This window comes from Streptomyces sp. ADMS (assembly GCF_033441795.1).
Taxonomy (GTDB): Bacteria; Actinomycetota; Actinomycetes; order Streptomycetales; family Streptomycetaceae; genus Streptomyces.
In genome coordinates, this window is sequence record NZ_JAVFVX010000001.1 from 92,209 (window position 1) to 116,079 (window position 23,871).

Consider the following 23,871-nt stretch of genomic DNA (forward strand, 5'->3'; position numbering starts at 1 on the left):
GGTAGTCAGTTGGGTGGGTTCATCTGTTGGTCGATGTCCGTCCTGGTGGCGGCAGCGTGAGGCCCCGTTCGGTGACGGAGCTGTCTCCGGCCGACGACCGTTCAGCATCCGCATCACGGATCAGGGCGGTGGACGGGCCGACACCTCTGCTCCGTCGCCATCGACCCGTCCACCGGCAGCCGGCCCACGACGGCGCGCCGTCAGAGAGGTTCCCGGACTACGGCGCGACCGTGGCCCCGTCCCCGGCTGCCGTCGGGGTGATCCCTGTCGGAGTCGGCGCTGTCGAAGCCTCAGCCGTGGGCACCGGCGCCGTGTCGGGCTTCTGGGTGGGCGTTTGGCTGGGGGCGTTGGACGCCTCGGTGGGCACGGCGCTGGGGGCTTCGGGGCCGGTGGTGGCGGGCACGGACGGCTGCGGTGTGGCCGGTGACGGCGAGCGGTCGGCGGGGGGTGTCGCCGGGCTGGTCGAGGGGGGCGGGGCCATGGGGACCGTCGGGGAGCGGGGGTTCTCGGACGTCGTCAGGTTCAGGGGGAGGGCGATGAGCGCGGCGATGGCGCACGCCATGCCCACTCCGGCCGCCGTGCGGGTTCGGCGGCGGCGGATCGCGGTGCGGCGGATCACCTCGTAGCGGCCCGGGGGTGTGCCCAGGTAGGTGGGGGTGGGGGCGAGGAGGACCAGGAGGGGGTCGTCGGGGTCGTGCCCGGGGCCTGGCGGGTCGAACTCCGGGTCGTCGTCTTCGTCAAACCGTGTGGTCAAGGCTTTTCCTCAGGTGGGCGCGGAGCAGTTCACGGGCCGCGTGGAGGTCGGCCTTGATGGTTCCTTCCTTGCGTCCGGTCAGCGCGGACACGTCCCGGATCGGCATGTCAGCGTAGTAGTGGAGGAGGATCGGGACGCGCAGTCGTTCCGGGAGTGACTGGACCAGGAGGCGGACGGACGGGTCCGACGGGTCGGCGTGGGGGCGCAGGGCTGCCTCCGTGGTCACGTGGCGCATCGCCTTGCGCTCGCGTTCCATTCTGCGCCAGTGGTCCCGGACGATGTTCGCCGCCGTCACGTAGAGGAAGCCGCGCGGTTCCTCCACCGACGTCCAGCGCGCCCACAGGCGGGTGAACGCCTCCGAGGCGATCTCGTGGGCCGTCTCGTCGTCGTCGACGAGCCGGCGGCACCAGCCGGCCAGGCGCGGGTAGAGGGCGGCGAACAGCTCGGACGCTGCCTTGTCGCGGGACCGTTTCAACGCTCTCCATGGTCCTGTTGCCACGGGCGTGGCACTCGTGGGGGAGGACGGCGCACCGGCGGCGTACGTTCCGCCGGCCCGCCGTCCTTTCTGCGCAAGTTCGTTCACGGGCTCGTCGACGACGTCAGCGCGGCGAAGGCGATCACATTGTCGAGGTAGCCGTCCTTGTCCTGAAGGCCGCCGCAGGTGATGAGCCGCAACTCCGGGCGGCTCACGTTCCCGTAGACGTCGTCCGCAGGGAAGTCGGCCTTGGCCACCGTCCGCAGGGAGGTGACCGTGAACTCCGTCTCCGTGCCGTTCTCCAGGCGCGCCACGACCTTCTCGCCGCGGCGCAGCCGTCCGAGGTCGTGGAAGACGCCGTCCCCGTACGCGCCGACCGTGACATGCCCGAGGATCACCGACGGACCGGTCTGGCCCGGCGTCGGCGAGTGCTCGTACCAGCCGGCCTGGTCGTGATCGGTGATCGGAGGCACCTGCACGGTGCGGTCGGATGCCAGTCCGAGCCGCATGACCGGCGTGTCGACCCCGATGGCGGGGATCCGGAGGCGTACGGGAACCGAACGGCCCACCGCCCGCCCCGACTTCGCGGAGGTGTGCCGGCCGGGGGGCGACTGTGGCGTTGTGGCGCCGGGACTCGCGGACCCTGTCGTCCGTACGCCCTCACCGCCGGAGGAACAGCCCACGAGCAGCGAGGACGCGGCCGCCGTGGCCGCCGTACCGAACGCGCGCCTGGAGAGCTCGGTCACGCCCCGGTCGCCTGCCGGCGGCGCACGACGAACACCGCCGCGCCACCCACGGCGAACGCGGCGGCAGCGCCCCCGCCGATCAGCGTGCCCGGCGTTCCGGAGTCCGACGGCGTCTCTCCGGTGTCGGGGGCGCCGCTCGGCACCTCGGCGACCTGGGCCGGGGCCTGGTTGGGGTCGGTGGTGGGGGCCTCGCTGGGAACCGGGGTGGCGGCCTCGGTCGGAACGGCGCTCGGCGCCGGGTTGGCCTCGGTCGGCGTGGCGCTGGGGACCGGGGTCGGGGTGCCGTCGGCGAACGCGGGCGCGGTGCCCGCCAGTACGGCGGTGGCCGCGAGTGCCACGGCGCTGAGGACAGTACGGCGCACGGTACGGCGCATGGAATCGCTCTCTTTCGTCGTCCGCTCCGAACCGCGCCCGGAAGAGGGCGGGTTGTGCTGGGCGGGCTGTGTGACGGATCGAGCGGAGAGACGACTCGGCGGCCGGACAGGTTGTAAAGAGATGGCAAAGTCGTCAGGGGGCTCAGTGGACGGGCTTGGCCGGTCCGTGCCGCCGCCGACAGGAGGAACGAGACCTCCGAGCCCATGGGGCTGCCAGAGCGCCCGGCCGCTATCCGCCCGGGGTCACGAGCCCCGATTCGTACGCCACCACCACGGCCTGTGCCCTGCTGTCCAGGTCCAGTTTGGTCATCGTGCGGTTGAGGTGGGTCTTGACGGTCGCCTCGCTGATGTAGAGGCGGTCGGCGATCTCCAGGTTGGACAGGCCGCGTGCGATCAGTTTCAGGACATCCAGCTCGCGGGAGGTCAACGCATCCAGATCGGGAGGCTGTTCGCAGGCGGTCTGCCGGGCGTACGCCTCCACCAGGCGGCGGGTGACACTGGGCGCGAAGAGCGCGTCACCGCCGGCGACCGCGGCCACCGCGGCGAGCAGCCGTTCCGGACCGGAGTCCTTGAGCAGAAACCCGCAGGCTCCGGCGCGCAGCGCCCCGTACACGTACTCGTCGAGGTCGAAGGTGGTCAGCATCAGGATCCGGGGCGGGGGGTCGCCTGCCTCGGCGAGGATGCGTTCGGTGGCCTCGATGCCGTTCATGCCGGGCATCCGGACGTCCATAAGGATCACGTCGGGGGCCGTCTCGGCGGCCAGCGTCACGCCCTCCGCGCCGTCGCTCGCCTCGCCGACCACCTCGATGCCGGGTGCGGCGCGCAACAGCCCCACCAGGCCCGCCCGGATGAGGAACTGGTCGTCCACGACAAGCACTGTGGTCATGTGGCGGCGTCGTCCCCCTGCTGTGCGGCCCGCGCGGAGGTCGGCAGGATCAGCCGCACGGCGAAGCCACCCTGGTCCTGCGGGCCGATGTCGATCTGCCCGCCGTAGAGCTTGGCCCGCTCCCGCATGCCAAGCAAGCCGTGTCCGCTGCCGGTTCGTACTCTGGCCGGAATCACCCCCTCTCCGTCGTCCGTAACCGAAACAGTCACCTGGTGCGGTTCATACCTCAGCCGTACGCGCACACTCGCGCCGGGCGCGTGCTTGAGGACGTTGGTGAGTGCCTCCTGCACCACCCGGTAGGCGCAAAGTTCCACGCCGGGGGTCAGGGGGCGCTCGGTGCCCTCGACGGTCAGGGAGACCGGGACCCCGCCGGCGCGGACACGGTCGGTCATCTCACCGAGGCGGGCCAGGCTCGGCATCGGGCCGACGGGGGCGCCGTCGTCGGCGGCGCGCAGCAACTTGAGCATGCGGCGCAGCTCTTCGAGTGCCTCCTTGCCGGTGGCTTCTATGGTGTCGAGCGCGGTGCGCGTGGTCTGGCGGTCGGTGTCGAAGACGAACCGGGCGAGACCGGTCTGCACGGAGATCACTGACATGTGGTGGGCGACCACGTCGTGCAGTTCGCGGGCGATCCGGCCGCGTTCCTCGGCCACCTCGCGCCGGGCCCGCTCGGCCTGTTCCCGGCGCAGCTGCCGGGCCAGCTCGGCCGAGCGGCGGGCGAGGACGCCGAACCGCAACAGCATCGCGGGGTAGACCACGGCCTGTCCGGCGACGGACGCCCAGGAGTCGGTGTGGTTCACCGCGCCCGCGTAGATCCAGACCCCGCCCATCAGCGCGGCGCAGGGGACGGAGACGCGCAGCGTCAGCACGGAGGCGACGGTGTAGACGGCCAGCATGGGGCCGAAGCTGCACACCACGGGCCAGTAGCCGGCGGTGATGTACACCAGCCAGGTCGCGTGCACGAGGCAACAGACCACGACCGGGGCCCGGCCACGGAGCACGAGCGGCAGGTGGACCAGGACGACCAGCGCATAGGCGGTGGCGTCGAGCGGATTCTGGCCCTGGCGCGCGGCCTCCGGCCCCAGCAGCAGGGCCACGCCGGTCAGCGCCGCCGCGAGCAGCACGTCGACGGCGAGGGGGTGGATCCGCATCGCAGCAGCGTAAGGCCCGCGCAGCCGACGGGGCGTCAAACTCCTGCGGTACCACGAAAGTTGCAGGAACCGCGCGCCTACCGCGCTGGGTCGATCCGGAGTGCCAACCAGCGTGGGACGACGCCACACACGGCCCGCCCGTAGCGTCCTGGAGCAGCACCACGACGAGTCTCCAACAGGTAGCAGCGCCACAGCGCGTCCGGCGGGAAACCGCCCGTCGAGCTCGAACGGATCGTCGAGCAAGCGCGAGCCCGGACCAGCCAGAAGGCCGGGCCGCATGACCAACGTCTCTACGCAACGAGGGAGTTGACATGGCTACGAGTGTCAGATCTGTCCGGCCGCGCACTGGGATGTGGCGCCGGGTGCTGGCCACGGCGGCGGTGCTGGCCACCACCGGCAGCGTGCTCACCGTCGCTTCGCCGCCCGCACAGGCGGCGCTGCCGCAACAGCAGATCGCCGATCCCGTCCACTACTGGAACGATGTCCTGCTCCAGGTCATCCGTCGTGATGGTGGCGGACCGGGGCCGATGTCCCGTTCCGCGGCGATGCTGAACGCGGCGATCTACGACGCGGCGAGCTCGTACCAGCTGAAGTGGACGGGCAGGATCACCTGGGAGCCGTACATCGACGCTCACGAGTACGCCGGCTGGGTCGAGGGTCCCGACGAGGAGGAACGGGTGATCGGCCGTACGGCGTACAACATCCTGCTGGGGCTGTACAAGAACCAGACGCAGTTCCTCGACTCGAAGTTCCGTGAGCGGTTCGGCACCGCGCCCACCGAGTTCGATCTGCTCGACGTCACCGTTGTCAACCGCATGGTCACGCAGATGAGGAACGCGCGAAACGGCGACGGCTCCGACAACGACCAGGTGTACGTCGGCGACGACGAGCCGGGCGCGTGGCGGCCCACCAGCTTCCCGGACATGCCCGATCCCTCGTGCGAGCGTGACAGCCAGGCGGTCACACCGTTCTGGGGCGGGGTGAAGCCCTTCGCCCTCACCTCCGGCTCGCAGTTCCGCCCGGCGACCCCGGGCCTGTACGGGACGTACGAGAAGCTGCTGGCCAGCGACGCCTACAAGGCCCAGGTCGAGGCGGCGCGGTCGGCCGGCGCCGACAAACCGACCGCGCGTACGCCCGTCGTCAACCGGACCCCGGAGCAGGAGGCGGCGGCCTGGTTCTGGGCCAACGACGAGGACGGCACCTACAAGCCGCCGGGCCAGCTGCTTCAGGCGACCCGAGAGATCTCCGAGGACCGTGGCCTGACCACGTACGAGAACGCTCGGCTGTTCGCGCTCGTTTCACTCGCCATGGCGGACGCCGGGATCGCGGTACGGGACGTGAAGTTCCGGACACCGATCGACCTGTGGCGGCCGGTGTCCGCGATCCGGGAAGGCGGGCTCGACCCGGAGTGGAAGCCGCTGCTGAAAACCCGGGCGGGTGTGAACGTCAACCCGTGCTTCCCGGCCTGGGCCTCGGGGCACGCGACGTTCGGCGCGGCCTGGGCAGGGGTGATGAAGCGTTACTTCGGCAGCGACGACATCGCCTTCGACATGACCACCGACGAGCCTCAGTCACCGGTGAAGACCCGCCACTTCACCAGCTTCAGCGCGGCGGCCACCGAGGACGCCTACAGCAGGGTCTGGCTCGGAGTCCACTTCCCGTGGGACGCGGAGGACGGTCTCACCCTGGGTGACAAGGTCGCAGCCCACGTCTTCGACAACGAGCTGGGCGAGCTCTAGGCCCAGGCCAGCTGGTACAGCGGGCCCGCACCGCCCGCGCCCTCCTCGGCGAGCGCCTGCACGACTTCCTCCCACCCCACCGGGTACGCTCTGCCTGCCCGGTGGGGTGGGAAGCCCCGGCTCATCGAGCAGGAGTTTCCTCTGGCGCAACGTACTCAGCCCGCCGCGTCCCTCAACTCCGTCAGGAACGGGATCAGCATCGCGTTGACCTCGTCCGGCCGTTCCTGCTGCGTCCAGTGGCCGCAGCCCTCCAGCACCACCGGCGCGCGCCGCAGGCTGGGCATCAACTCCTGGAGCTTCGCGATGAGTTGGGGCGTACCTGGAAACGCCGGGACCAGGTCCCTGTCGCCGTACACGTACAGCGCGGGCGCACTGACCACCGCGCCGTGCCAGGCCGCCGTCAGTTCCCAGTTGCGGTCGATGTTGCGGTACCAGTTGAGGGCGCCGGTGAAGCTGCCCGCGAAACTGTCGGTGAGCTGGTCGAGGTCCGCCTCGGTGAGCCAGGCCGGGAGTTTCTCCGGGTCAGGCATCGTGTCCAGCCAGCCCTGGCCCGGCTCGACCAGCGGCTGCCTGCCGGTGCCCGAGTCGGGGCCGTCGCCGGAGGCTGCGTACAGGGCCTTGCGGAGGGTGGTGCGCGGGTCGCGGGCCAGTTCCGCGTCGGCGACGCCGGGGAGGTTGAAGTAGTTCCAGTAGAAACGGCCGCCGAACATCGCCTCCATCACGCCCAGCGGGCGGCGGTTCCCCCGGAACGGCGGCGGCACACTCAGACCCGCCACCCCGCGCACGACGTCCGGTCGCAGCAGCGCGGTGTGCCAGGCCACCGGCGCGCCCCAGTCGTGGCCGACGACGTACGCCGTCTCCTCGCCGAGCGCCCGGATCAGCGCGACCACGTCTCCGACCAGGTGCAGGATGCTGTACGAGGACACGTCCTCGGGGCGGTCGCTGCCGCCGTATCCGCGCTGGTCGGGGGCGACGACCCGGAAACCGGCGGCGGCCAGCGGGCCGAACTGGTGGCGCCAGGAGTGCCAGGACTCGGGAAATCCGTGCAGCAACACGACGAGCGGGCCCGCGCCCGCCTCAGCGATGTGCAGCTCGATGCCGTTCACATCCACCATGCGGTGCTCAACCCTGTGGTGCTCAACCCTGTGGTGATCGGCCACCGTGCGGTTCTCTACCATGACGCAAAGGGTATGCGTTGCTATCGCAACCGGAAATCCGGGGTCCTGGCCGAGAACAGTTCCGCCTGCCGGTCGCCCGGGAGGTTGCCGAGGCGGACCAGATGCGGGGCGAAGGCGAGGGCGTGCGAGCGGGCCGCCTCCTTCGCCGCCCACACCGCCCGAACCGTGCCCTGCACGCCCTCCGGCGGGTACGACGCGATGACGCGGGCGCACTCCACGGCCGCCGCCAACGCCCCACCGGCCGCCGCCACTTCACTGACCAGGCCGATCTCGTACGCCCGCGCCGCCGAGATCCGCTCCGCCGTCCCCATCAGCGCCATCCGTGCGATCTCCCCGTACGGCATCCGCTGCGCCATGCCCATCGTCTCGTACGCGCTGACCATGCCGTAGGTGGTGTGCGGGTCGAAGAAGGTCGCCGTGGGGTCGGCGACGAGGAACTCCGACTCCGCGAGCAGGTAGAACGCGCCGCCGCACGCCATACCGTTCACGGCGGCGATCACCGGCTTCCAGAGGTCGTTGGCCTTCGGGCCGATCCGTTCCAGCGGATCGTCCACCATGTACGGCGAGTCGGGCTGGGGGACGACGGCGGTGCGGTCGAGGCCGGTGCAGAAGGCGCGCTGGCCGGCCCCGGTCAGGACAACCGTCCGTACGGTGTCGTCGAAGCGCAACTCCCGCCAGGTCGCGGCCAGTTCGGCGGCGGTGGCGAGGTCGATGGCGTTGAGTCTCCGAGGCCGGTCGAGGGTGACGACGGCGACCCCGGTGTCCTTGTCGGTCGACAGGTTCAGACTCACGGGCGCTCCAGGATCCACTGCGGCAGCCCGGTGGAGGAGAAGACGACCTGCACTCGCGCGCCGATGCGAATCCGTTCGGGGGAGAGGGAGTTGAGGGGCGCGTCAGGGCCCGTGACCAGGTTGCCGACCAGCCGGATGCGCGGTGCGTCCGCCAGTTCGACGACGATCACGTTGTACGGGGCCTGCTCGGCGTAGTCCGGGAGGAGCGGGGGGTGCGGGACGACGTAGGACCAGACGCGTCCGCGTCCGCTGCACGCGCGCCACTCGCTCGCGAAGGACTGGCAGTGCGGGCAGCAGGGGCGGGGCGGGAAGCGGGGTTCGGCGCAGTCGGCGCAGGTCTGGACGCGGAGTTCACCCCGGGCCGCGTACTCCCAGAAGGGGGCGCCGTCGTCGTCCATGACGGGGTTCAGCATCTCGACTCCTCTACTTCTCAGCTTCTCAGCAACAGGGCCGAAGTCGGTACGCCTTCACCCGCGGTGACCAGGCAGGTGCCGGCCCCGGGGACCTGGGCGGTGCTGGTGCCACGCAGTTGGCGTACGCCCTCGGTGATGAGGTTGAAGCCGTGGACGTACGCCTCACTGAGCCCGCCCCCGCCGGTGTTCACCGGCAGCCGGCCGCCGATCTCCAGGGTGCCGCCCTCGGTGAAGGCGCCGCCCTCGCCGCGTCCGCAGAAGCCGTAGCCCTCAAGGGAGAGCGGGATGAGGGCCGTGAACGCGTCGTAGATCTGGGCGACCTGCACGTCGTCGGGGGTGAAGTCGGCGTGTTTCCAGAGGTGTCGGGCGGCTGTCCAGGCCGGGCCGGTCAGCGGGTCGTCGTTCCAGTAGTTGACCATGCCGTGGTGCTGGGCGGGCAGGCCCTGAGCGGCGGAGTGGATGTAGACGGGGGGCCGGCGGCAGTCGCGCGCACGCTCCGCCGACACGACGACACAGGCCAACGCCCCGTCGGTCTCAAGGCAGTTGTCGAAGAGGCACAGGGGTTCGCTGATCCAGCGGGAGGTCATGTACATCTCGCGGGTGAGCGGGCGGTCGTACATGATCGCGGCCGGGTTCTGGTTGGCCCGGTTGCGGCAGGCGAGGGCGACGTTGAAGAGGTGGTCGCGGGTCGTGCCGTACTCGTGCATGTGGCGGCGCGTGAGCATCGCGATCTCGTCGGAGGGCCGGAGGAGTCCGAAGGGGCGGGTCCACTGCGCCGGGGTGGGGAGCTGGACGCTGGTGTTCTTCCAGGGGCGAGGCCCGGAGCCGCGCTTCCTCGACCTCCAGGCGACGCCGACCGTGGCCTGCCCGGAGGCTATGGCGGCGGCGAGATGGGCGACGGTGGCGCAGGAACCGCCGCCGCCGTAGCCGACCTTGGAGAAGAAGGTGAGGTCACCGAGGCCGAGTGCCTTGGCGACCTCGACCTCGTCGGTCTCCTCCATGGTGTAGGAGGCGAGGGCGTCGACCTCGGCGGGAGCGATGCCCGCGTCGTCGAGCGCGGCGAAAATCGCCCGGCACGCCAACGTCCTTTCATTCTCCGGGAGTTGGCGGGCGAAGGAGGTCTGTCCGATCCCCGCGATGGCGGTGGCGTCCTTGATTCCGGCCATAACTGGTGCAACTGCCATGACTGCACACCTCCGCGCGAGTGCCCGGCTGCTGACAGGGCGTCAGGTTACAGCTAATCTGACGGACAGTCAGCTCTTGTGTATGGGTGTTGTGGGGAGGCCGGCTGTGCGAGGTGACGTGGAGTGGGGCAGCATTCCGGGCCTGGTCCGGGCGGCGGTGGAGCGGTACGGCGATGCCGAGGCGGTCGTGGACGGACGTACCCGGGTGTCGTACGCGGAGCTGGGCGCGAGGGTGGAGCGTGCGGCGGCGGCCTGCGTGGCGAGCGGGGTGGCGGCCGGTGACCGGGTGGCGATCTGGGCGCCCAACTCCCTCGACTGGATGGTGTCCGCGCTGGGCGCGGTGTCGGCCGGCGCGGTGCTCGTGCCGCTGAACACGCGTTTCAAGGGGGCGGAGGCGGCGTACGTACTGGCGCGCAGCCGGGCGCGGCTGCTGTTCGTGACGGGGACGTTCCTGGGCACGTCGTACGTGGCCTCCCTGCGCCGGGCGGCGGGGGGAGGCGACGGCGGCGGGCCCCTGCCGGGGCTCCCGGAGCTGACGGACGTGGTGGTGCTGGGGGAGGACGCGCCGGCTGAGTTCCGTACGTGGAAGGACTTCCTGGCGGGCGGGGACGGGGTGGACGCGCGGGCCGTCCGGGTGCGGGCGGAGGCGGTGCGGGGTTCCGATCCCTCGGACATCGTCTTCACGTCGGGCACGACGGGGCGGCCGAAGGGGGCCGTGATCACGCACGCGCAGTCCCTGCGGGCGTATGGCATCTGGAGCGAGCTGGCGGGGCTGCGGGAGGGGGACCGCTATCTCGTCGTGAACCCGTTCTTCCACACGTTCGGCTACAAGGCGGGGGTGCTGGCGTGCCTGATGCGGGGGGCGACGGTGATTCCGCAGCCGGTGTTCAACGTGGACACGGTGCTGGCGAACGTGGCGGCGGAGCGGGTGTCGGTCCTGCCCGGCCCGCCCACGCTGCTTCAGTCGCTTCTCGACCACCCGTCCCGGGACGCCTACGACCTGTCGACGCTGCGGCTCGTGGTGACGGGGGCGGCGGTGGTGCCGTTGCGGCTGGTGGAACGGTTGCGTACGGAGCTGGGGGTGGGGACGGTCCTGACGGCGTACGGGCTGTCCGAGGCGAGCGGGATCGTCACGATGTGCCGCCGGGGGGACGAGGTGCCGGTGATCGCGTCGACGTCCGGGCGGGCCGTTCCCGGGGTCGAGGTGCGGGTCGAGGCGCCCGTCGGGGAGCCCGGGGAGGTGCTCGTGCGGGGCTTCAACGTCATGCGGGGGTACTTCGAGGACGCGGAGAGCACGGCCGAAGTGGTCACGGGGGAAGGGTGGTTGAGGACGGGGGACGTGGGGGTGCTGGACGCGTCCGGCAACCTGCGGATCACCGACCGCCTCAAGGACATGTTCATCGTCGGCGGCTTCAACGCGTACCCGGCGGAGATCGAGCAGCTGATCGGACTGCATCCGGATGTGGCGGACGTGGCGGTGATCGGAGTACCGGACGGGCGGCTGGGAGAGGTCGGGAAGGCGTACGTGGTGCGGCGGCCGGGGGTGAGTCTTACGGGGGACGACCTGATCGCCTGGGCGCGGCGGGAGATGGCGAACTACAAGGTGCCGAGGGCGGTGGAGTTCGTGGGCGGGCTGCCTCGTAACGCCAGCGGGAAGGTGGTCAAGGGGGAGCTGCGGGCGGGGGGTTGAAGGGTCCGGCTGCGGTGGGGGTGTGTGGGCCGGGGGGTGAGGGGTCCGGCTGTGGTGGGGGGTGTGTGGGCGGGGAGGGGTGACCCACTCGGCAGGGCGTGGGGAGGAGGTCCAGCGCGGCAGAGCGCGGCCCCAGGACGGCTTCTGCGTCTGTGGGTTGAGAGGTCCAACACCCCCCCGACGCCGTGGGAGCCCCCGTGCGTTGCGCATCGCCTCGGCGTCCCCCGATCAGTGGCCGCGGCCGAACGAAGGGTCACTCTCACCCCTGGGCCCAGAATGTCGGTAGGGCCCCTCCTGTCGCGGCAGGAGGGGACCGAGTGGGCCGAGGTCGAGGTTCAGGTCTTCGGGGTTCAGGCCGTAGCGCTCGCGCAGTTCGGTCATGCGGTCGTCGAGGATCATGAGTGTCATGCCGATGCGTTCCTCCTGCTCCTCGGTCAGGTTGTTCCTTTCGACCCGGCGGATGGCCTGCCGTTCCATGAGCTGGCGCAGCAACTCCACGACGGTGAGCACCAGTCGGACGAGGTCGCGTTCCACGGTGTCCTTGTCCAGGTCGAGGCGCCGGGCCGGGGACTGCCCGGAGTCCGGTGCCGGCGTCGCCTCGGCGCCGAGGGGAGGCGGGCGTTCCGTGCCGGGAGGCGGGGGCGATGTGCGCGAGCCGGGGCGCCGGCCGGGTCCGGGCTCGCCGTGTGATGTCACGTCAGGATTCCTTCCGTGGCTTCCTCGACCGAGGTGAGCAGGGCGCGCAGGGAGATGCGGACCAGTTCCACGTCGGCGATGCAGAGGCTGAGGTCTCCCGTGATGACGACGCCGCCGGCCAGGAGCCGGTCGAGGAGATCGACCAGGGCGACCTCCGCGTGGGGCGGACCGCCGGCCGTCACGGCGTCGTCTGCGGGATCGCGGGGTCCGCCCTTCCAGCCTGTTCCGGCGGGGGCGAGGCGAAGGAGTACGGGGCCCAGGGTCCGGTGATCTCGAGTCGGACGCCGGCGGTCCCGGCGGCGAGCAGCTCCACGCGGTCCTGGAAACTCCGCGTGTGCTCTCGCGGAACGAGATAGGCCGCGTTGACGACGTTCTCCCCCGGTTCCGCGGACAGGGCGGCCGGCTGGGGACGATGGTGCCGTACGTCGGTGGCCAGGCACGCTTCCGCGAGCGTACGGTCCACTCGTGCGCCGAGGTCGGCGGCGGCCTGGTGGGCCAGATCGCGGCCGTCCCGGCTGGTGCGGCGCGCGCGCAGGTAGTCCCGCCCGGAGCGTGGCCGGTCCGCCGGGGGCGGGGTGGTGGCCGGCGGGTGGGCGTAGATCTTGACGCCCCACTCGTCGTGGCCCTCCAGCTGGTTCAGGGTGGTGCGGAAATGGCCGTCGTCGGCGTGCAGACGTCGCAGCAGGCTCTCGTCGTCGAGGTACACCGTGGCCAGCCGGAGGGGCAGCACTGCCGTGTGCAGGGCCAGTGCGGCGATCACCTGGTGATGGTCGCGGGCCAGGTGTTCCAGGTCGGTGATGTCGTCGAGCCGCTGTGCGATGGCCGCTTCGGTGAACGCGTCGGCGGGCACGTCGCTGACGACTGCGGCTGTGCCGGCGCCGCGCAGCATCCGTACCGGCCGCCCGTCGACGCCGCGCAGTTCTCGGGCCGCCCGCTCGGCCGCCTCGTTCCGCAGCAGTACTGCGTAGGCGTAGACCGCGTCGGTGAGGTCCGCCGGGGGCGCGGTGTCGTGCTCAGAGATCATCGGGTTCCTTCAACCGGGCGTTGAGCGACTGGAGTTCGGCGCGGAGGCGCGCGTTCTCGGCGGCGAGTTCCACCGTACGGGCGGGATCGGGTGACGGGGCGGGACGTACGGCGCGAGAGGACAGCGTCGGGTCGTGCTCCCACCAGTCGATGCCCATCTCGCGTGCGGTGTCGACAGAGACGACGAGCAACCGCAGTTTGATGGTGAGGAGTTCGATGTCGAGCAGGTTGATCTTGATGTCTCCGGCGATCACGACCCCTTTGTCGAGGACGCGTTCCAGAATGTCGGCCAGATTGCCCGAACCGCCCGGTTGGGGCGACAGGGCACCTGACCGCCGCGCGAGGGCGTCGGTCACTGAGGGCCTTCCTGTAGTGCCGGACCGCCGGAGCCGGCCGAATCCTCGCCACTGGCGGTCGTGATCTGTTCCAGACGATCCAGGAGTTCGTCCTCCCGTAGGCCGAACTCCTCCTCGGTGATACGACCTGCCAGCAGATCGGTCTCCAGTTCGGCGAGTTCACGGTGGATGGGGGCAGGGTCGGCGTATTGCCGCTCCGCTTCCTGCACCACCTGTTCCAGCACCCAGCCGACCCCGCGCAGCGGAGCCAGTGGCAGACCGAGCAGGCCACTCAGCAGACCCATACGGTGCTCTCCTTTCCGTCGGGTGGTGGTAGTGGTGGTGGCAGTGGTGGGGCGAGGTGCGGTCACGCGGTCAGACAAAGCTGTAGGGCGGAAGAGGTCCGGTCACCCGGAGTTCCAGCCCGTGACCGAGGCTCTCGGCGATCCGGCCCACGGACGCGGCGAACGCGTCGGCCTGCCCGCGCTCGATCAGCAGGCTCAGGTTCAGAAAGACCTCTCCGGTCGGATCACCCCCGGCGGTGCGGTACGCCAGCGGCTCCAGCCGGCGGGCGATGTCCTGGGCGTGCCGCGCCTGTAGCGCCTCGACCCCGGCGGCGACGACCGTGCCGAGTGCCAACTGGTCGTCGTGCGAGCCCGCGCCGTCCCGCGTGAGGGCGCTCAGGCGTCGGGCCTCGGCACTGTCCCGCAGGACATCGCGCAGGGCGGTGTCCTCGTCCTGCAGGGCCTTGACATTGAACTCGACGCGGTCCCCGACGTCTCGGAGCCGTTCGGTGAACAACGACTCCTGGTCCGCCAGCGCGCAGCGCACCGCGTCGTCGTCGGGGGCCAGTGTGCCGAAGCGCAGGGGCAACACGGCGCCCGCGGCACCGAGCATCAACAGCACCTTCTGATGAGCCATCAGATCCCGGCGCTTGGCGCGCAGTTGTGCCGGCGCCTCGCTGACGACGGCGGCCACCCGGGCAGCGCGCACCGCCCTCAGGGGCGCGGGCGAGGCCCCGATTCCGGTGGCACCGTCGACGGGCAGCGGATGGTCCGCGTCCGTGACCGCATACAGGTAGAGCGGCATCCTCAGGCCTCCCCGCCCTGCTGGCCCTTGCTGCCCCGGGTCCTGCCGCGTGCGGCGGTGGGAGCTTGCCCGTGGCCGGCTTCGGTCGTACCCGGGGCGTCGGCCACCGCCTGCGCGGAGTGCGCCGTCGGCTGCTCCGCGGCACCGGCCTCGTCGGCGCCGTGTACCGCGGCATCCGTCACCGGGACCGCGGTACCGGCCGCTGGGGTGACGGTGCTCACTCCGGTTGCTGGGGCTGGGGCGACAACGCTCACCCCGGTAGCAGCTGTTGGGGCGACGGCCCCCACCACTCCGCTGACGGTCGGTGCCATCCCGGCGGCCGGGGCGACGGCTCCTATCCCTCCGCTGACGGTCGGTGCCATGCTGCCCACCCCTCCGCTGACGGTCGGTGCCACGCTCTGGACCAGTCCCCCGGCCCCTGTCGGGGCGACGGCCCCCACCACGGTGCCGGCTGTCTGGCCCACCGTGCCGACCACTCTGCCGACGGTCGGTGCCACGCCGCCCACCAGTCCCTCGACGGTCGGTGCCACGCCGCCCACCAGTCCCTCGACGGTCGGGGTGACAGCGCCGACGACGCCACCGACCGTCTGTCCGACCGCCCCGAGTGCCTGCCCCACCGTCTGTCCCAGGTTCCCGACGACGGGGACCGCGGCACCGGTACCGGGCGGCCAGGCGGTGACGGGCTGCCCCTGCGTGACGACACCGCCGGGAGCGGGAATCGCCGCGACGCCCGGCGAGACCGCCGGCTGGCCTCCGGATGCCACGGCGGTGGGCAGGCCCGGCGCGAACACCGCCGGTGCCGGAGCCACCACGGGAGTACCGCGGTTCTCCAGGTCGAGGCGGTTGGTCGCCGCCGCGAAGCGCAGGTAGGTGTCGACGCTGGCGATGACGATGCGGATGTCGACGCGCAGGATCTCGATGCCGATCACCGAGACTCGGATGAAGACATCGATCACGAGTCCGCGGTCAAGGATCAGGTCGAGGATGTCGTAGAGACCTCCGTCGGTCTTCTGGGCGCGGGGGGCGGCGGTCTGGGCGAGCACAGTCATTGGTGAGGTTCCCTCTCAGAGGTGGGGCGAGGGCGTGCGGGGCGGGCGTAGGCGCTGGGCTGTCGGTCGGTCGGCGTACGGCGACCGGGCTGAGATCCTGAGATCCCGGACCGGCGCAACCGGGCCGGGGGACGAGGGCGTCGCAGACGCGGGCGCCGCGACAGCAGGCGGGGCAGTCGTGCACAGCGGGCCACGTCACGCGGAGGGATGCGATGGACCGGCATCGCGGTCGCTGCGCGGGCCTCCTCGCGCGCCCTCACTGCCGGTCGACCTGGCCTCGGGTGTAGCGGCGGCTGCGGGCGTAGCCGAGAAGAAGACCGTCGGCGTCCAGCCGCACCCGGTAGACGGCGAGGACGCTGGTGGAGTCGGGGATGCGCTCCAGCTCCACGACCTCGACGTCGACCTGCCAGCCCGTCCCGTCGCGGCTGATGGCCGAGACCGACTCCGGTGTACGGCCCAGAAGTTCGGCAAGTTGGGCGCGTGCGTTACGCATAGCGCCCACGGCATCCCCGACCACCGGAGTCCCGGCGGTGGGTGGCGCCGGCCCCGAGGGGGGCGTGTGGTGGGGTAAGTCGCTCGTGCTCATAGTGCGTCCGGTCCGTCCAACTGGAAAGTACGTCCGACAGGTCACGACGTGTCGGCAGGCTCTTCGCGCGTCCCCCAGCGCGACGTCCGGCATGCTCCGACTCACCAAGTGTCGTGCACATGCTTTCAACACATCCTGACCACGCGGTACCCGCAAGTCCGGCACATTAAGCACACGAGTTTTCGCGACCCCACTCGCCACACGCGACAACTGCACTCACGGGAGCCCGGCGAGGAAATGCCTCTGCTCTGGACGGGGCAACCCTTCACGTCGGTGAGGAAGCCTGTCCAGGCCCGGCCTGGAAGAGGAGTACGGGGCCGTTGTGGGGGGGGTGGGGGGCGGTTCTGGAGTCGCGTACGGGGATGACTCCGGGGGTGGAGGACACCTCGACGCACTCTCCGCCGGTGCCGGCACCGGTGCTGTGGCTGCTCTTGCGCCAGAGGGTCCGCTCCGAGGAAGGTGCCGACGAGTTCGACGCGGTCCCCGCCGCTGGAGTTGCTGTGGCTGCTCTCGCGCCACACCGCGGTGCTCAGGTCACGCTGGATGCTTGCGTGGGCGGAACACGTTGATGGAGCTGAGCGTGTGCTCAGCTCCATCTATGCGGTGCCGGTGCCGGTTCCGGTGCCGGTGTCGGTGCCCAGGTCAGGTGGCGTGGCTGTCGTCCGTGCCAGCCTCGACGCTCGTCACGTGGTTGTCGTTCGTGGTGACGGGATTGCCTGCGGCGTGATGGCCGGTGAACGCCGGAACCGAGGTTCCGGCTGGGGCCGCGACGGCTCCCCCTCCGTGCCGCCGCGGCCGGTCCCCCGCTGGGATGAAGGTGTCAGCGGTCCAGGTCCAGGACCGGCGGTGCGGGCGTGTGGTTGTCCATCGTGGTGATGGTCTCTTCGGACGCCAGCGGTTCCGCGGGTGTGTGGTTGTCGAGCGTGGTGATCGTCCCGTCCAACGGTGCCGACGGTGTGTGGTTGTCCATCGTGGTGAACTCTTCGGTGCTCTGCTCGGGCTGCGTCATTGTCCTGAACCCCCTGATTGCGTGGGAAACCTTTTAAGGCACCCCCACCCGGCAACTCCCCCGAGTACTGCCGGGCAGGGGCCCTGCGGACCCGCCTGCCCCCCGACGCGACGGATCACTGCGCTGAGCTTGTCAGCTCGGCATAAACAATCGATGAACGCCCCGGCGGACGCTCCGCCCGCGGTGCCGAAGGGGCGATCACGGTGCCCGAAGGGGCAGGAGCAGTGTCCGTACCTCGTCGGCCTCCGCCGCCCCGGACGCCCCGGACGCCTCGTAGAGGGAGAGCGCTTCGAGCCAGCAGGCGCGGGCGCGGTCCGCCTGGCCGAGCGCGGCCAGCGAACGGCCGAGGGTGGTCAGGATGTGGGCCCGTATCCGGTCTCCGCCGATGAACCCGATGGCGAGAGCCTGTTCCGCGTGCCGTGCGGCCAGGGCCGCCTGCCGGGCCGCCAGGTGTGCCTGTGCCACGCGGAAGTGAGTGGTGCCCTCCCACAGCCGCTGACGGTTCTGCCTGAAGCTCAGCAGCGCCTCGTCGAACTCCGCCAGCGCCTCGGCATGGCGTCCTGCCTGGGTGAGGGCCACACCGAGGGCGTACCGCGCGTTGGCCAGGCGCAGTGTGAGACCGGCGCGGTCGTAGATCTCCAGACCCTCACGGGCCAGGGTGATGGCACGGGAGGTGTGCCCCATGGCCAGGTGCAGACGGGAGAGGTTGCAGAGCGCGCTCGCCTCGCCCGGTTTGCTCCCGACCGAGCGGGAGCCCTCGATCGCCCTGAGCAGATACTGCTCGGCATCCGCGTGCCGCCCCTGGTTGAACGCGATGATCCCGCGGTCGTTGCTCGCCCAGTAGGCGGTCACGCCGTCGCCGACGGCGGTCGCGAGCAGCACCGCCTGCCTGGCCTCCTCGTCCGCCTCGGCATAACGCCCCGCCACGAGATGGACGTTGGTGAGGGTCGTCCGCGCGCGCCCCTCCGCGTATGTGTCGCCCACCGCCTTGGCGAAGTCGCGTGCGGCCAGGGCGGCGGACTCGTACACCTTCGAGTTGGCCCCCGACTCGCCCAGGTCCTTGGCTGCCCACAGCAGATCGACGCCCCTGCGCAGCCTGCTGTCGACGAAGGACTGCCGGGCGCATGCCAACAGGCAGTTCGCCTCGGAGTACAGCCAGTCCTGGGCCGCGTTGCGGTCCTCGAACGTCAGCCCGGGATACTCGGTCTGCTCCAGATGGTCCGCCAGCCGGTCCCCGGGCCGTTCGATCAGATAAACCTCGGTGACCGTGGCCAGGTAGAAGTCCAGCAGCCGTGACGTCGCCAAGTCCCGTTCGCCCGGCGGCTGTTCGTCGCGCTCGGCGCATGAACGCGCGTAGAGGCGTACCAGGTCGTGGTAGCGGTAGCGGCCCGGGGCCGCCGATTCCAGCAGCGATGTGTCGACGAGGGACTCCAGCACGTCCTCGGTCTCGTCCAGCGGGAGGTCCAGTACGGCCGCCGCCGCCGCCAGCGACATGTCCGGGCCGTCAGCCAGGCCCAGGAGGCGGAACGCGCGGGCCTGGGCCGGCTCAAGCGCCCCGTACCCCAGCTCGAACGTCGCCTTCACCGCCAGGTCGCCCGCCTGGAGTTCGTCCAGCCGGCGCCGCTCGTCCGCCAGCTTCGCCGCCAGGACCGACACCGTCCAGGTCCGGCGCGCCGACAGCCGGGAGGCCGCGATCCTGATCGCCAGCGGCAGGAAGCCGCAGGCCGCGACCACGTCGAGGGCCGCCTTGCGTTCCGAGGCGACCCGTTCGGCGCCCACGATCTTCGTGAACAGCTGGAGGGCCTCCTCGGGGGACATGACGTCCAGGTCCACCAGGTGGGCGCCGGCCAGGTCCACCATCCGTACCCGGGAGGTGACCAGGGCCGCGCAACCCGGTGTGCCGGGCAGCAGCGGACGTATCTGGGCGGCGTCGTGGGCGTTGTCGAGCAGGACGAGGACCTTGCGGCCGTCCAGTACCGAGCGGTACAGGGCCGCGCGCTCCTCCAGGGAGTCCGGGATCGCCGAGTCGGCCGTGCCCAGGGCGCGGAGGAACGCGCCCAGGACCGTTTCCGGCTCCGCGGCGCGGGCGCCGGCGCCCTGCAGATCGACGTACAACTGGCCGTCGGGGAACGACGATCGGGCCTGGTGGGCCACGTGCACGGCGAGGGTCGTCTTACCGACGCCTCCGATGCCCGCCAGTGCCGACACCGCCATCACACGGCCCTCGGCCGAGGACAGCACCTCGCTCAGCTCGGACACGAGGGCCGCGCGGCCCGTGAAGTCCGGTACCGATGCCGGGAGCTGGGCGGGGCGTACCGGCGCCGCGGCCGGTTCGGGGGCCAGGGGGGCCGAGGGTTCGGCGAGTTTCGGGTCGGCCCGGAGGATGCGCTGCTGCAGGTCCTTCAGGCCGGGGCGCGGGTCGACGCCCAGTTCGTCCGCCAGCAGGCGGCGCGTGTCCGCGTACACCGCCAACGCCTCGGCCTGCCGGCCGCTGCGGTACAGCGCCAGCATCAGCAGCTCGCGCAGACGCTCACGAAGGGGGTGGGCCGCCGTCAGGGCGGTCAACTCACTGATCGACTCTGCGTGGCAGCCTTGCTCCAGGTCCATGTCGAGGCGTGATTCGAGAAGTTGGAGCAGCCACTCCTCCAACCGAACGCGCTGCGCGTCCGCGTACGGCCCGGGAATGCCCGCCAGGGGCTGTCCGTCCCACAGGTCCATCGCCTGGTTGAGGACGTCCCGGGCATGGCACAGATCCCCGGCGTGCCTGGCCTTCTCCGCCTCCGCGGCCAGTTCCTGCGCGACCGCCAGATCCAGCGCGCCCTCCGCGAGCGAGCGGATCGCGTACCCGCCCGACTCGCTCACCAGCACCCAGGCGCCCAGCACCTTCCGCAGCCGGGACGCGTACGTCCGTACCGCCGCCAGTGCCTGCGAGGGCGGCTCCTCACCCCACAGCGCGTCGATCAGCTCGGCGGCCGTCGCCGTGCGGCCCTCGCGCAGCAACAGCGCGGCCAGCAGAGCCCGTTGCTGCGGGGAGCCGGTGGGCAGCGGTGCCTCGTCGCGCCAGGCCCGCACCGGTCCGAGCACGCTGAAGCGCAGTGCCGCAGGGGAATCAGCCGAGGAACTCGCCGGGGATTCCACCGGAGTTTCCCTGGGATCCCGCTGTGCCGGCACGCGCGGTACAGCCGGTATGTCACCCATCACCGCTCCCTGCCGAACATCAAGACCAGGACAGCAGTTTGCCTTGTTCATGGCGGATGCGTCAGCTGTCGAGACAGTGATCACAGCCCGGCGCACGAGGTACTCACGAAGTACTACAGAGTTCTCACACTGTCTCCGCATCCTGTTCAACAAAAAGGGACGTGCGGTCGCGGAGCTGACGGCTCGTCAGATCGGCGCTACCGTGCCCCTTATGGAGACGACTGTGGAGAGTACGGAGACGGCGAGCACCTTCCCGAAGATCATCTCGGTGGACGACCACACGGTGGAGCCCCCCAACGTGTGGCAGGACCGGCTTCCGAAGAAATACCTGGACATCGGCCCCCGCATAGTCCGCGCGCCGTTGAAGGAGATGTCCTTCCTCGGCGGCCGGTTCAAGCCCGTCATGGGCCAGCCAGGCGACGACGGCCCGATCGGTGACTGGTGGGTCTACGAGAACCTGCACCGACCCCTCACCCGCCTCGACACCGCCGTCGGCTACGACCGCGACGAGATCAAGCTCGAAGTCATCACCTACGAGCAGATGCGCCCCGGTTCCTACGACGTCCCGCAGCGACTGGCCGACATGGACATCAACCACGTCCAGTCCGCCGTCTGCTTCCCCACCTTCCCGCGCTTCTGCGGCCAGACCTTCACCGAGGCCAGGGACCACGAACTCGGACTGCTCGGTGTGCGCGCGTACAACGACTGGATGGTGGAGGAGTGGTGCGGCCCGGCGGCGCGGGGCCGGCTCATCCCGCTGACCCTCATCCCGCTCTGGGACGCCGAGTTGGCCGCCGCCGAGGTCCGGCGCAACGCCGCCCGGGGCGTCCGCGCGGTCGCCTTCTCCGAGATCCCCCCGCACCTCGGCCTGCCCTCCATCCACGGCGACGACTGGGACCCGTTCCTCGCCGCGTGCGCGGAGACGGGGACCGTCATCGCGATGCACATCGGGTCGTCGAGCCGGATGCCGTCCACCTCCGCCGACGCGCCGCCCGCCGTCGGCTCGACCATCACCTTCGCCAACTGCTGCTTCTCGATGGTCGACTGGCTGATGAGCGGCAAGTTCGAACGCTTCCCGCAGCTGAGGATCATGTACGCGGAGGGCCAGATCGGCTGGATCCCGTACATCCTGGAGCGTGCGGACGTGGTCTGGGAGGAGAACCGGGGCTGGGGCGGAGTCGCCGACAAGGTTCACCGGCCACCCTCCGAGCTGTTCGCCGAGCACGTCTACGGCTGCTTCTTCGACGACGCCTTCGGACTGCGCAACCTCGACTCGATCGGTGTCGGCAACGTCCTCTACGAGACCGACTACCCCCACTCCGACTCCACCTGGCCCGGCTCGCGCGAGGTCGGCGAGGCGCAGATGGGACATCTGGACCCGGAGGTCGTGGAACGGATCGTACGAGGGAACGCGATCGAGCTGCTGGGGCTCACGCCGGACGGGCTGTGGAATCCCGGGAACTGACGGCAGCTGACGGAGCGACGGCAACTGACGGAGCTGACGGGAGCTGGCAGGAACCGAGCAGTACAGGGCACGTAGCGGCGGATTCCCCCGTAGCCCCCCGTAGAACGGCTGGTCATCCGGTACCGTGAACTTCCTTGGGGGGCCAAGTGGTCGGATGGTGAAGACGCGCTGCCGGACGTGACTGTCCCCCCTGGTGACCGCACCGCGACCGCACAGGGAAAAAACGGGGGACGTCCGTTGCCGTACACCGCAGAGATCAGCCGGACCAACCCAGGGTGCTTCATCTTCCTTGTGGACCAGTCCGCCTCCATGAGCGACCCCATGGAGAGCGGTGAGACGACACAGCCGCGCGCCGAGGTGGTCTCCAACGCCATCAACCGGCTGCTGACGGAACTGTCGGTCAAGTGCGCCAAGGAAGAAGGCGTACGCGACTACTTCCACGTCGCCGTGATCGGCTACGGCCACAACCAGGTCGGCTCCGCCTACCAGGGCGCCCTCGCCGGCCGCGACCTCGTTCCGCTGAGCGAGGTCGCCAACAACCCGGCGCGCGTGGAGAGCCGTACCAAGAAGGTGCCGGACGGCGCCGGCGGGCTGGTCGAGACGTCCGTGCAGTTCCCGGTGTGGATGGACCCGGTCACCAACGGCGGTACGCCCATGACCCGGGCCCTCGGCTACGCGGACACCCTGGTCGCGAACTGGGTCGACACACACCCCAGCGGCTTCCCGCCCATCGTCCTCAACCTCACCGACGGGGAGTCCACCGACGGCGACCCGACCAGCGCGGCCATCGGCCTGGCCTCGCACGCCACCGCCGACGGCCCGGTCCTCCTCTTCAACCTGCATGTCTCCGGCAGCGGCGGCGCCCCCATCACGTTCCCGGACGGTGAGGAGGCGCTGCCGGACACGTACGCGAAGCTCCTCTTCCAGATGTCCAGCGTCCTGCCCAGCCACATGCGCTCGTACGCCGCCTCGCAGGGCCACCGCGTCAGCGAGACCACCCGGGGCTTCGTCTACAACGCCGACATCGTCTCCATCGTGGAGTTCCTCGACATCGGCACCCGTGCGACGGAGCTGCGCTGACCATGGGGGACATCCCGGCGCTGCCGCAGGCGCAGTGGTTGTGGACGCAGAAGTCCGGCAGCAGCACCGCGGAGTGCGAGGACGCCGCGTACTGCTGGCAGTCCGGCGAGACGGGCGCCGACAGCGCCGGACGGGCGGTCGCGTCGCTGTACGCCTCGGTGTCCGACGGCGCCTCGGAGAGCCTCCTCGCCCGCGACTGGGCCGCCCTCCTGGTCCGCGACGCCGTCGAGTCCATGCGGCTCGCCGGTAACTGGTGGGAGGAACTCGGCACGTTCGTACGGGACTTGATGGAGCGCTCCGCACTGCACTGGGACGCCTTTCTCACCCGCTACCAGGCCGAGCGCGCCGCCCAGGGCAGGCCCATCGCCTGGTACGAGCAACCCGGCCTGGAAAAAGGGGCGTTCGCCACGGTGCTGGGAGCCGAGATCCGGGCCACCGTCCTGGAGGACGGTACGACCCACTGGTACTGGTACGCCTTCGCGCTCGGTGACAGCTGTCTGTTCCACCTGCGCGACGGGCGGCTCCTCGACTCCTTTCCGGTGCGCACGGTCGAGGAGTTCGGGATCACGCCTCAGCTGCTGGGGAGCCGCAACCATGATGTGCGGCTGGTCGCGGAACGAATGCGGGTGACGTGGGGCGAGCTGCTGCCAGGTGACGAACTCCTGCTCACCACCGACGCGTTGGCGGCCTGGGTGCTGTCCCGGGAGGCGGCGGGCGAGTCCGGCGGGTCGGCGGCTTTCCCGGCCTTCGCCGCCTTCGACCAGCAGGACTTCGCCGACTGGGTGGACGACCAGCGGGCGCGCGCCCGGATGCGCAACGACGACGTGACGCTCGTCCGCGCGAGGGTGGGAGCGGAGGCGTAGATGGCGGTGCCCCCCGGCGGTGGCCCTGGAACCGGCCCTGGCGGTGGCCCTGGCGGTGGCCCTGGCGGTGGCCCTGGAACCGGCCCTGGCGGTGGCCCTG

At 70.9% G+C, this 23,871-nt stretch carries 26 protein-coding genes and 1 pseudogene; 5 read left to right on the top strand and 22 right to left on the bottom strand.

Annotated elements, in window-relative coordinates; genetic code table 11:
• Window positions 1-217 precede the first annotated feature (217 nt).
• The 6 genes from RB628_RS00425 to RB628_RS00450 all read right to left on the bottom strand — a co-directional run bounded on the left by RB628_RS00425 (window position 218) and on the right by RB628_RS00450 (window position 4,383).
• Window positions 218-754 carry a hypothetical protein gene (locus tag RB628_RS00425; protein WP_318318186.1) on the bottom strand — a complete coding sequence of 179 codons (537 nt, stop codon included), beginning with the start codon at window positions 752-754 and terminating at the stop codon, window positions 218-220.
• Window positions 738-1,229 (bottom strand): RNA polymerase sigma factor, encoded by a 492-nt coding sequence (locus RB628_RS00430; protein ID WP_318318187.1) that lies wholly within the window; start codon window positions 1,227-1,229, stop codon window positions 738-740. Before RB628_RS00430 ends, RB628_RS00425 begins: the two co-directional genes overlap by 17 nt.
• A 104-nt stretch (window positions 1,230-1,333) precedes the next feature.
• Entirely contained in the window at window positions 1,334-1,975 is a 642-nt protein-coding gene (locus RB628_RS00435) for a class F sortase (protein WP_318318188.1), read from the bottom strand.
• Window positions 1,972-2,337, bottom strand: a complete 366-nt coding sequence (locus RB628_RS00440; RefSeq protein ID WP_318318276.1) for a sortase-dependent protein — start codon at window positions 2,335-2,337, stop codon at window positions 1,972-1,974. The genes RB628_RS00435 and RB628_RS00440 overlap by 4 nt, the downstream gene beginning before the upstream one ends.
• A 241-nt stretch (window positions 2,338-2,578) precedes the next feature.
• The gene (locus RB628_RS00445) at window positions 2,579-3,235 is read right to left on the bottom strand and encodes a response regulator transcription factor (RefSeq protein ID WP_318318189.1); all 657 of its coding nucleotides are present in this window, start codon (window positions 3,233-3,235) and stop codon (window positions 2,579-2,581) included.
• Complete coding sequence (locus RB628_RS00450) at window positions 3,232-4,383, bottom strand: sensor histidine kinase (RefSeq protein WP_318318190.1); 1,152 nt, start codon at window positions 4,381-4,383, stop codon at window positions 3,232-3,234. The genes RB628_RS00445 and RB628_RS00450 overlap by 4 nt, the downstream gene beginning before the upstream one ends.
• Window positions 4,384-4,694: 311 nt before the next feature.
• Here RB628_RS00450 and RB628_RS00455 point away from each other — a divergent pair, with 311 nt between their 5' ends.
• A complete protein-coding gene (locus RB628_RS00455) occupies window positions 4,695-6,122 on the top strand; it encodes a vanadium-dependent haloperoxidase (protein WP_318318191.1) in 1,428 nt (475 codons plus the stop codon).
• Here RB628_RS00455 and RB628_RS00460 read toward each other — a convergent pair.
• From RB628_RS00460 to RB628_RS00480, 5 genes are all read right to left on the bottom strand, one after another.
• On the bottom strand, window positions 6,119-6,247 hold the full coding sequence (locus tag RB628_RS00460) for a hypothetical protein (protein ID WP_318318192.1): 129 nt from the start codon (window positions 6,245-6,247) through the stop codon (window positions 6,119-6,121). The genes RB628_RS00455 and RB628_RS00460 overlap by 4 nt on opposite strands.
• Window positions 6,248-6,277: 30 nt before the next feature.
• Window positions 6,278-7,237: an alpha/beta hydrolase gene (locus RB628_RS00465; protein WP_318318277.1), complete on the bottom strand. Its 960-nt coding sequence runs from the start codon at window positions 7,235-7,237 to the stop codon at window positions 6,278-6,280.
• Between the two features lie 83 nt (window positions 7,238-7,320).
• Complete coding sequence (locus RB628_RS00470; RefSeq protein WP_318318193.1) at window positions 7,321-8,091, bottom strand: enoyl-CoA hydratase/isomerase family protein; 771 nt, start codon at window positions 8,089-8,091, stop codon at window positions 7,321-7,323.
• The gene (locus RB628_RS00475) at window positions 8,088-8,504 is read right to left on the bottom strand and encodes an OB-fold domain-containing protein (protein WP_318318194.1); all 417 of its coding nucleotides are present in this window, start codon (window positions 8,502-8,504) and stop codon (window positions 8,088-8,090) included. The genes RB628_RS00470 and RB628_RS00475 overlap by 4 nt, the downstream gene beginning before the upstream one ends.
• A 17-nt stretch (window positions 8,505-8,521) precedes the next feature.
• Window positions 8,522-9,670, bottom strand: a complete 1,149-nt coding sequence (locus RB628_RS00480) for a lipid-transfer protein (protein ID WP_318318278.1) — start codon at window positions 9,668-9,670, stop codon at window positions 8,522-8,524.
• A gap of 124 nt (window positions 9,671-9,794) precedes the next feature.
• On the opposite strand from RB628_RS00480, the gene RB628_RS00485 reads away from it, so the two are divergent.
• Complete coding sequence (locus tag RB628_RS00485) at window positions 9,795-11,378, top strand: FadD3 family acyl-CoA ligase (RefSeq protein ID WP_318318195.1); 1,584 nt, start codon at window positions 9,795-9,797, stop codon at window positions 11,376-11,378.
• 228 nt (window positions 11,379-11,606) lie between these two features.
• Here the strand turns inward: RB628_RS00485 and RB628_RS00490 are convergent, their stop codons facing one another.
• The 11 genes and pseudogenes from RB628_RS00490 to RB628_RS00540 form a co-directional block, all read right to left on the bottom strand.
• The gene (locus tag RB628_RS00490; protein WP_318318196.1) at window positions 11,607-12,074 is read right to left on the bottom strand and encodes a gas vesicle protein K; all 468 of its coding nucleotides are present in this window, start codon (window positions 12,072-12,074) and stop codon (window positions 11,607-11,609) included.
• Window positions 12,071-12,256, bottom strand: coding sequence for a gas vesicle protein (locus RB628_RS00495; RefSeq protein ID WP_318318197.1), 186 nt, complete (start codon window positions 12,254-12,256; stop codon window positions 12,071-12,073). Before RB628_RS00495 ends, RB628_RS00490 begins: the two co-directional genes overlap by 4 nt.
• Complete coding sequence (locus RB628_RS00500; protein WP_318318198.1) at window positions 12,253-13,098, bottom strand: GvpL/GvpF family gas vesicle protein; 846 nt, start codon at window positions 13,096-13,098, stop codon at window positions 12,253-12,255. Before RB628_RS00500 ends, RB628_RS00495 begins: the two co-directional genes overlap by 4 nt.
• Complete coding sequence (locus tag RB628_RS00505; RefSeq protein ID WP_318318199.1) at window positions 13,088-13,453, bottom strand: gas vesicle protein; 366 nt, start codon at window positions 13,451-13,453, stop codon at window positions 13,088-13,090. The genes RB628_RS00500 and RB628_RS00505 overlap by 11 nt, the downstream gene beginning before the upstream one ends.
• Window positions 13,450-13,737 (bottom strand): gas vesicle protein GvpG, encoded by a 288-nt coding sequence (locus RB628_RS00510; protein ID WP_318318200.1) that lies wholly within the window; start codon window positions 13,735-13,737, stop codon window positions 13,450-13,452. Before RB628_RS00510 ends, RB628_RS00505 begins: the two co-directional genes overlap by 4 nt.
• A gap of 70 nt (window positions 13,738-13,807) precedes the next feature.
• Entirely contained in the window at window positions 13,808-14,521 is a 714-nt protein-coding gene (locus RB628_RS00515; protein ID WP_318318201.1) for a GvpL/GvpF family gas vesicle protein, read from the bottom strand.
• An 827-nt stretch (window positions 14,522-15,348) separates the two neighbouring features.
• Window positions 15,349-15,570 (bottom strand): annotated as a pseudogene (gene gvpJ / locus RB628_RS00520) (gas vesicle protein GvpJ); the annotation flags it as partial.
• Window positions 15,571-15,826: 256 nt separating this feature from the next.
• A complete protein-coding gene (locus RB628_RS00525) occupies window positions 15,827-16,087 on the bottom strand; it encodes a gas vesicle protein (RefSeq protein WP_318318279.1) in 261 nt (86 codons plus the stop codon).
• Between the two features lie 334 nt (window positions 16,088-16,421).
• Window positions 16,422-16,541 carry a hypothetical protein gene (locus RB628_RS00530; RefSeq protein ID WP_412180565.1) on the bottom strand — a complete coding sequence of 40 codons (120 nt, stop codon included), beginning with the start codon at window positions 16,539-16,541 and terminating at the stop codon, window positions 16,422-16,424.
• Between the two features lie 435 nt (window positions 16,542-16,976).
• Window positions 16,977-17,165, bottom strand: coding sequence for a sigma-like protein (locus RB628_RS00535; RefSeq protein WP_318318202.1), 189 nt, complete (start codon window positions 17,163-17,165; stop codon window positions 16,977-16,979).
• A 198-nt stretch (window positions 17,166-17,363) separates the two neighbouring features.
• On the bottom strand, window positions 17,364-20,363 hold the full coding sequence (locus tag RB628_RS00540; protein ID WP_318318203.1) for an AfsR/SARP family transcriptional regulator: 3,000 nt from the start codon (window positions 20,361-20,363) through the stop codon (window positions 17,364-17,366).
• Window positions 20,364-20,574: 211 nt separating this feature from the next.
• On the opposite strand from RB628_RS00540, the gene RB628_RS00545 reads away from it, so the two are divergent.
• The 3 genes from RB628_RS00545 (at window position 20,575) to RB628_RS00555 (ending at window position 23,771) form a co-directional block, all read left to right on the top strand.
• Window positions 20,575-21,828 (top strand): amidohydrolase family protein, encoded by a 1,254-nt coding sequence (locus RB628_RS00545; protein ID WP_318318204.1) that lies wholly within the window; start codon window positions 20,575-20,577, stop codon window positions 21,826-21,828.
• Window positions 21,829-22,065: 237 nt separating this feature from the next.
• Window positions 22,066-22,908 (top strand): VWA domain-containing protein, encoded by an 843-nt coding sequence (locus tag RB628_RS00550; RefSeq protein ID WP_318318205.1) that lies wholly within the window; start codon window positions 22,066-22,068, stop codon window positions 22,906-22,908.
• Between the two features lie 2 nt (window positions 22,909-22,910).
• A complete protein-coding gene (locus RB628_RS00555; RefSeq protein WP_318318206.1) occupies window positions 22,911-23,771 on the top strand; it encodes a hypothetical protein in 861 nt (286 codons plus the stop codon).
• Window positions 23,772-23,871 lie beyond the last annotated feature (100 nt).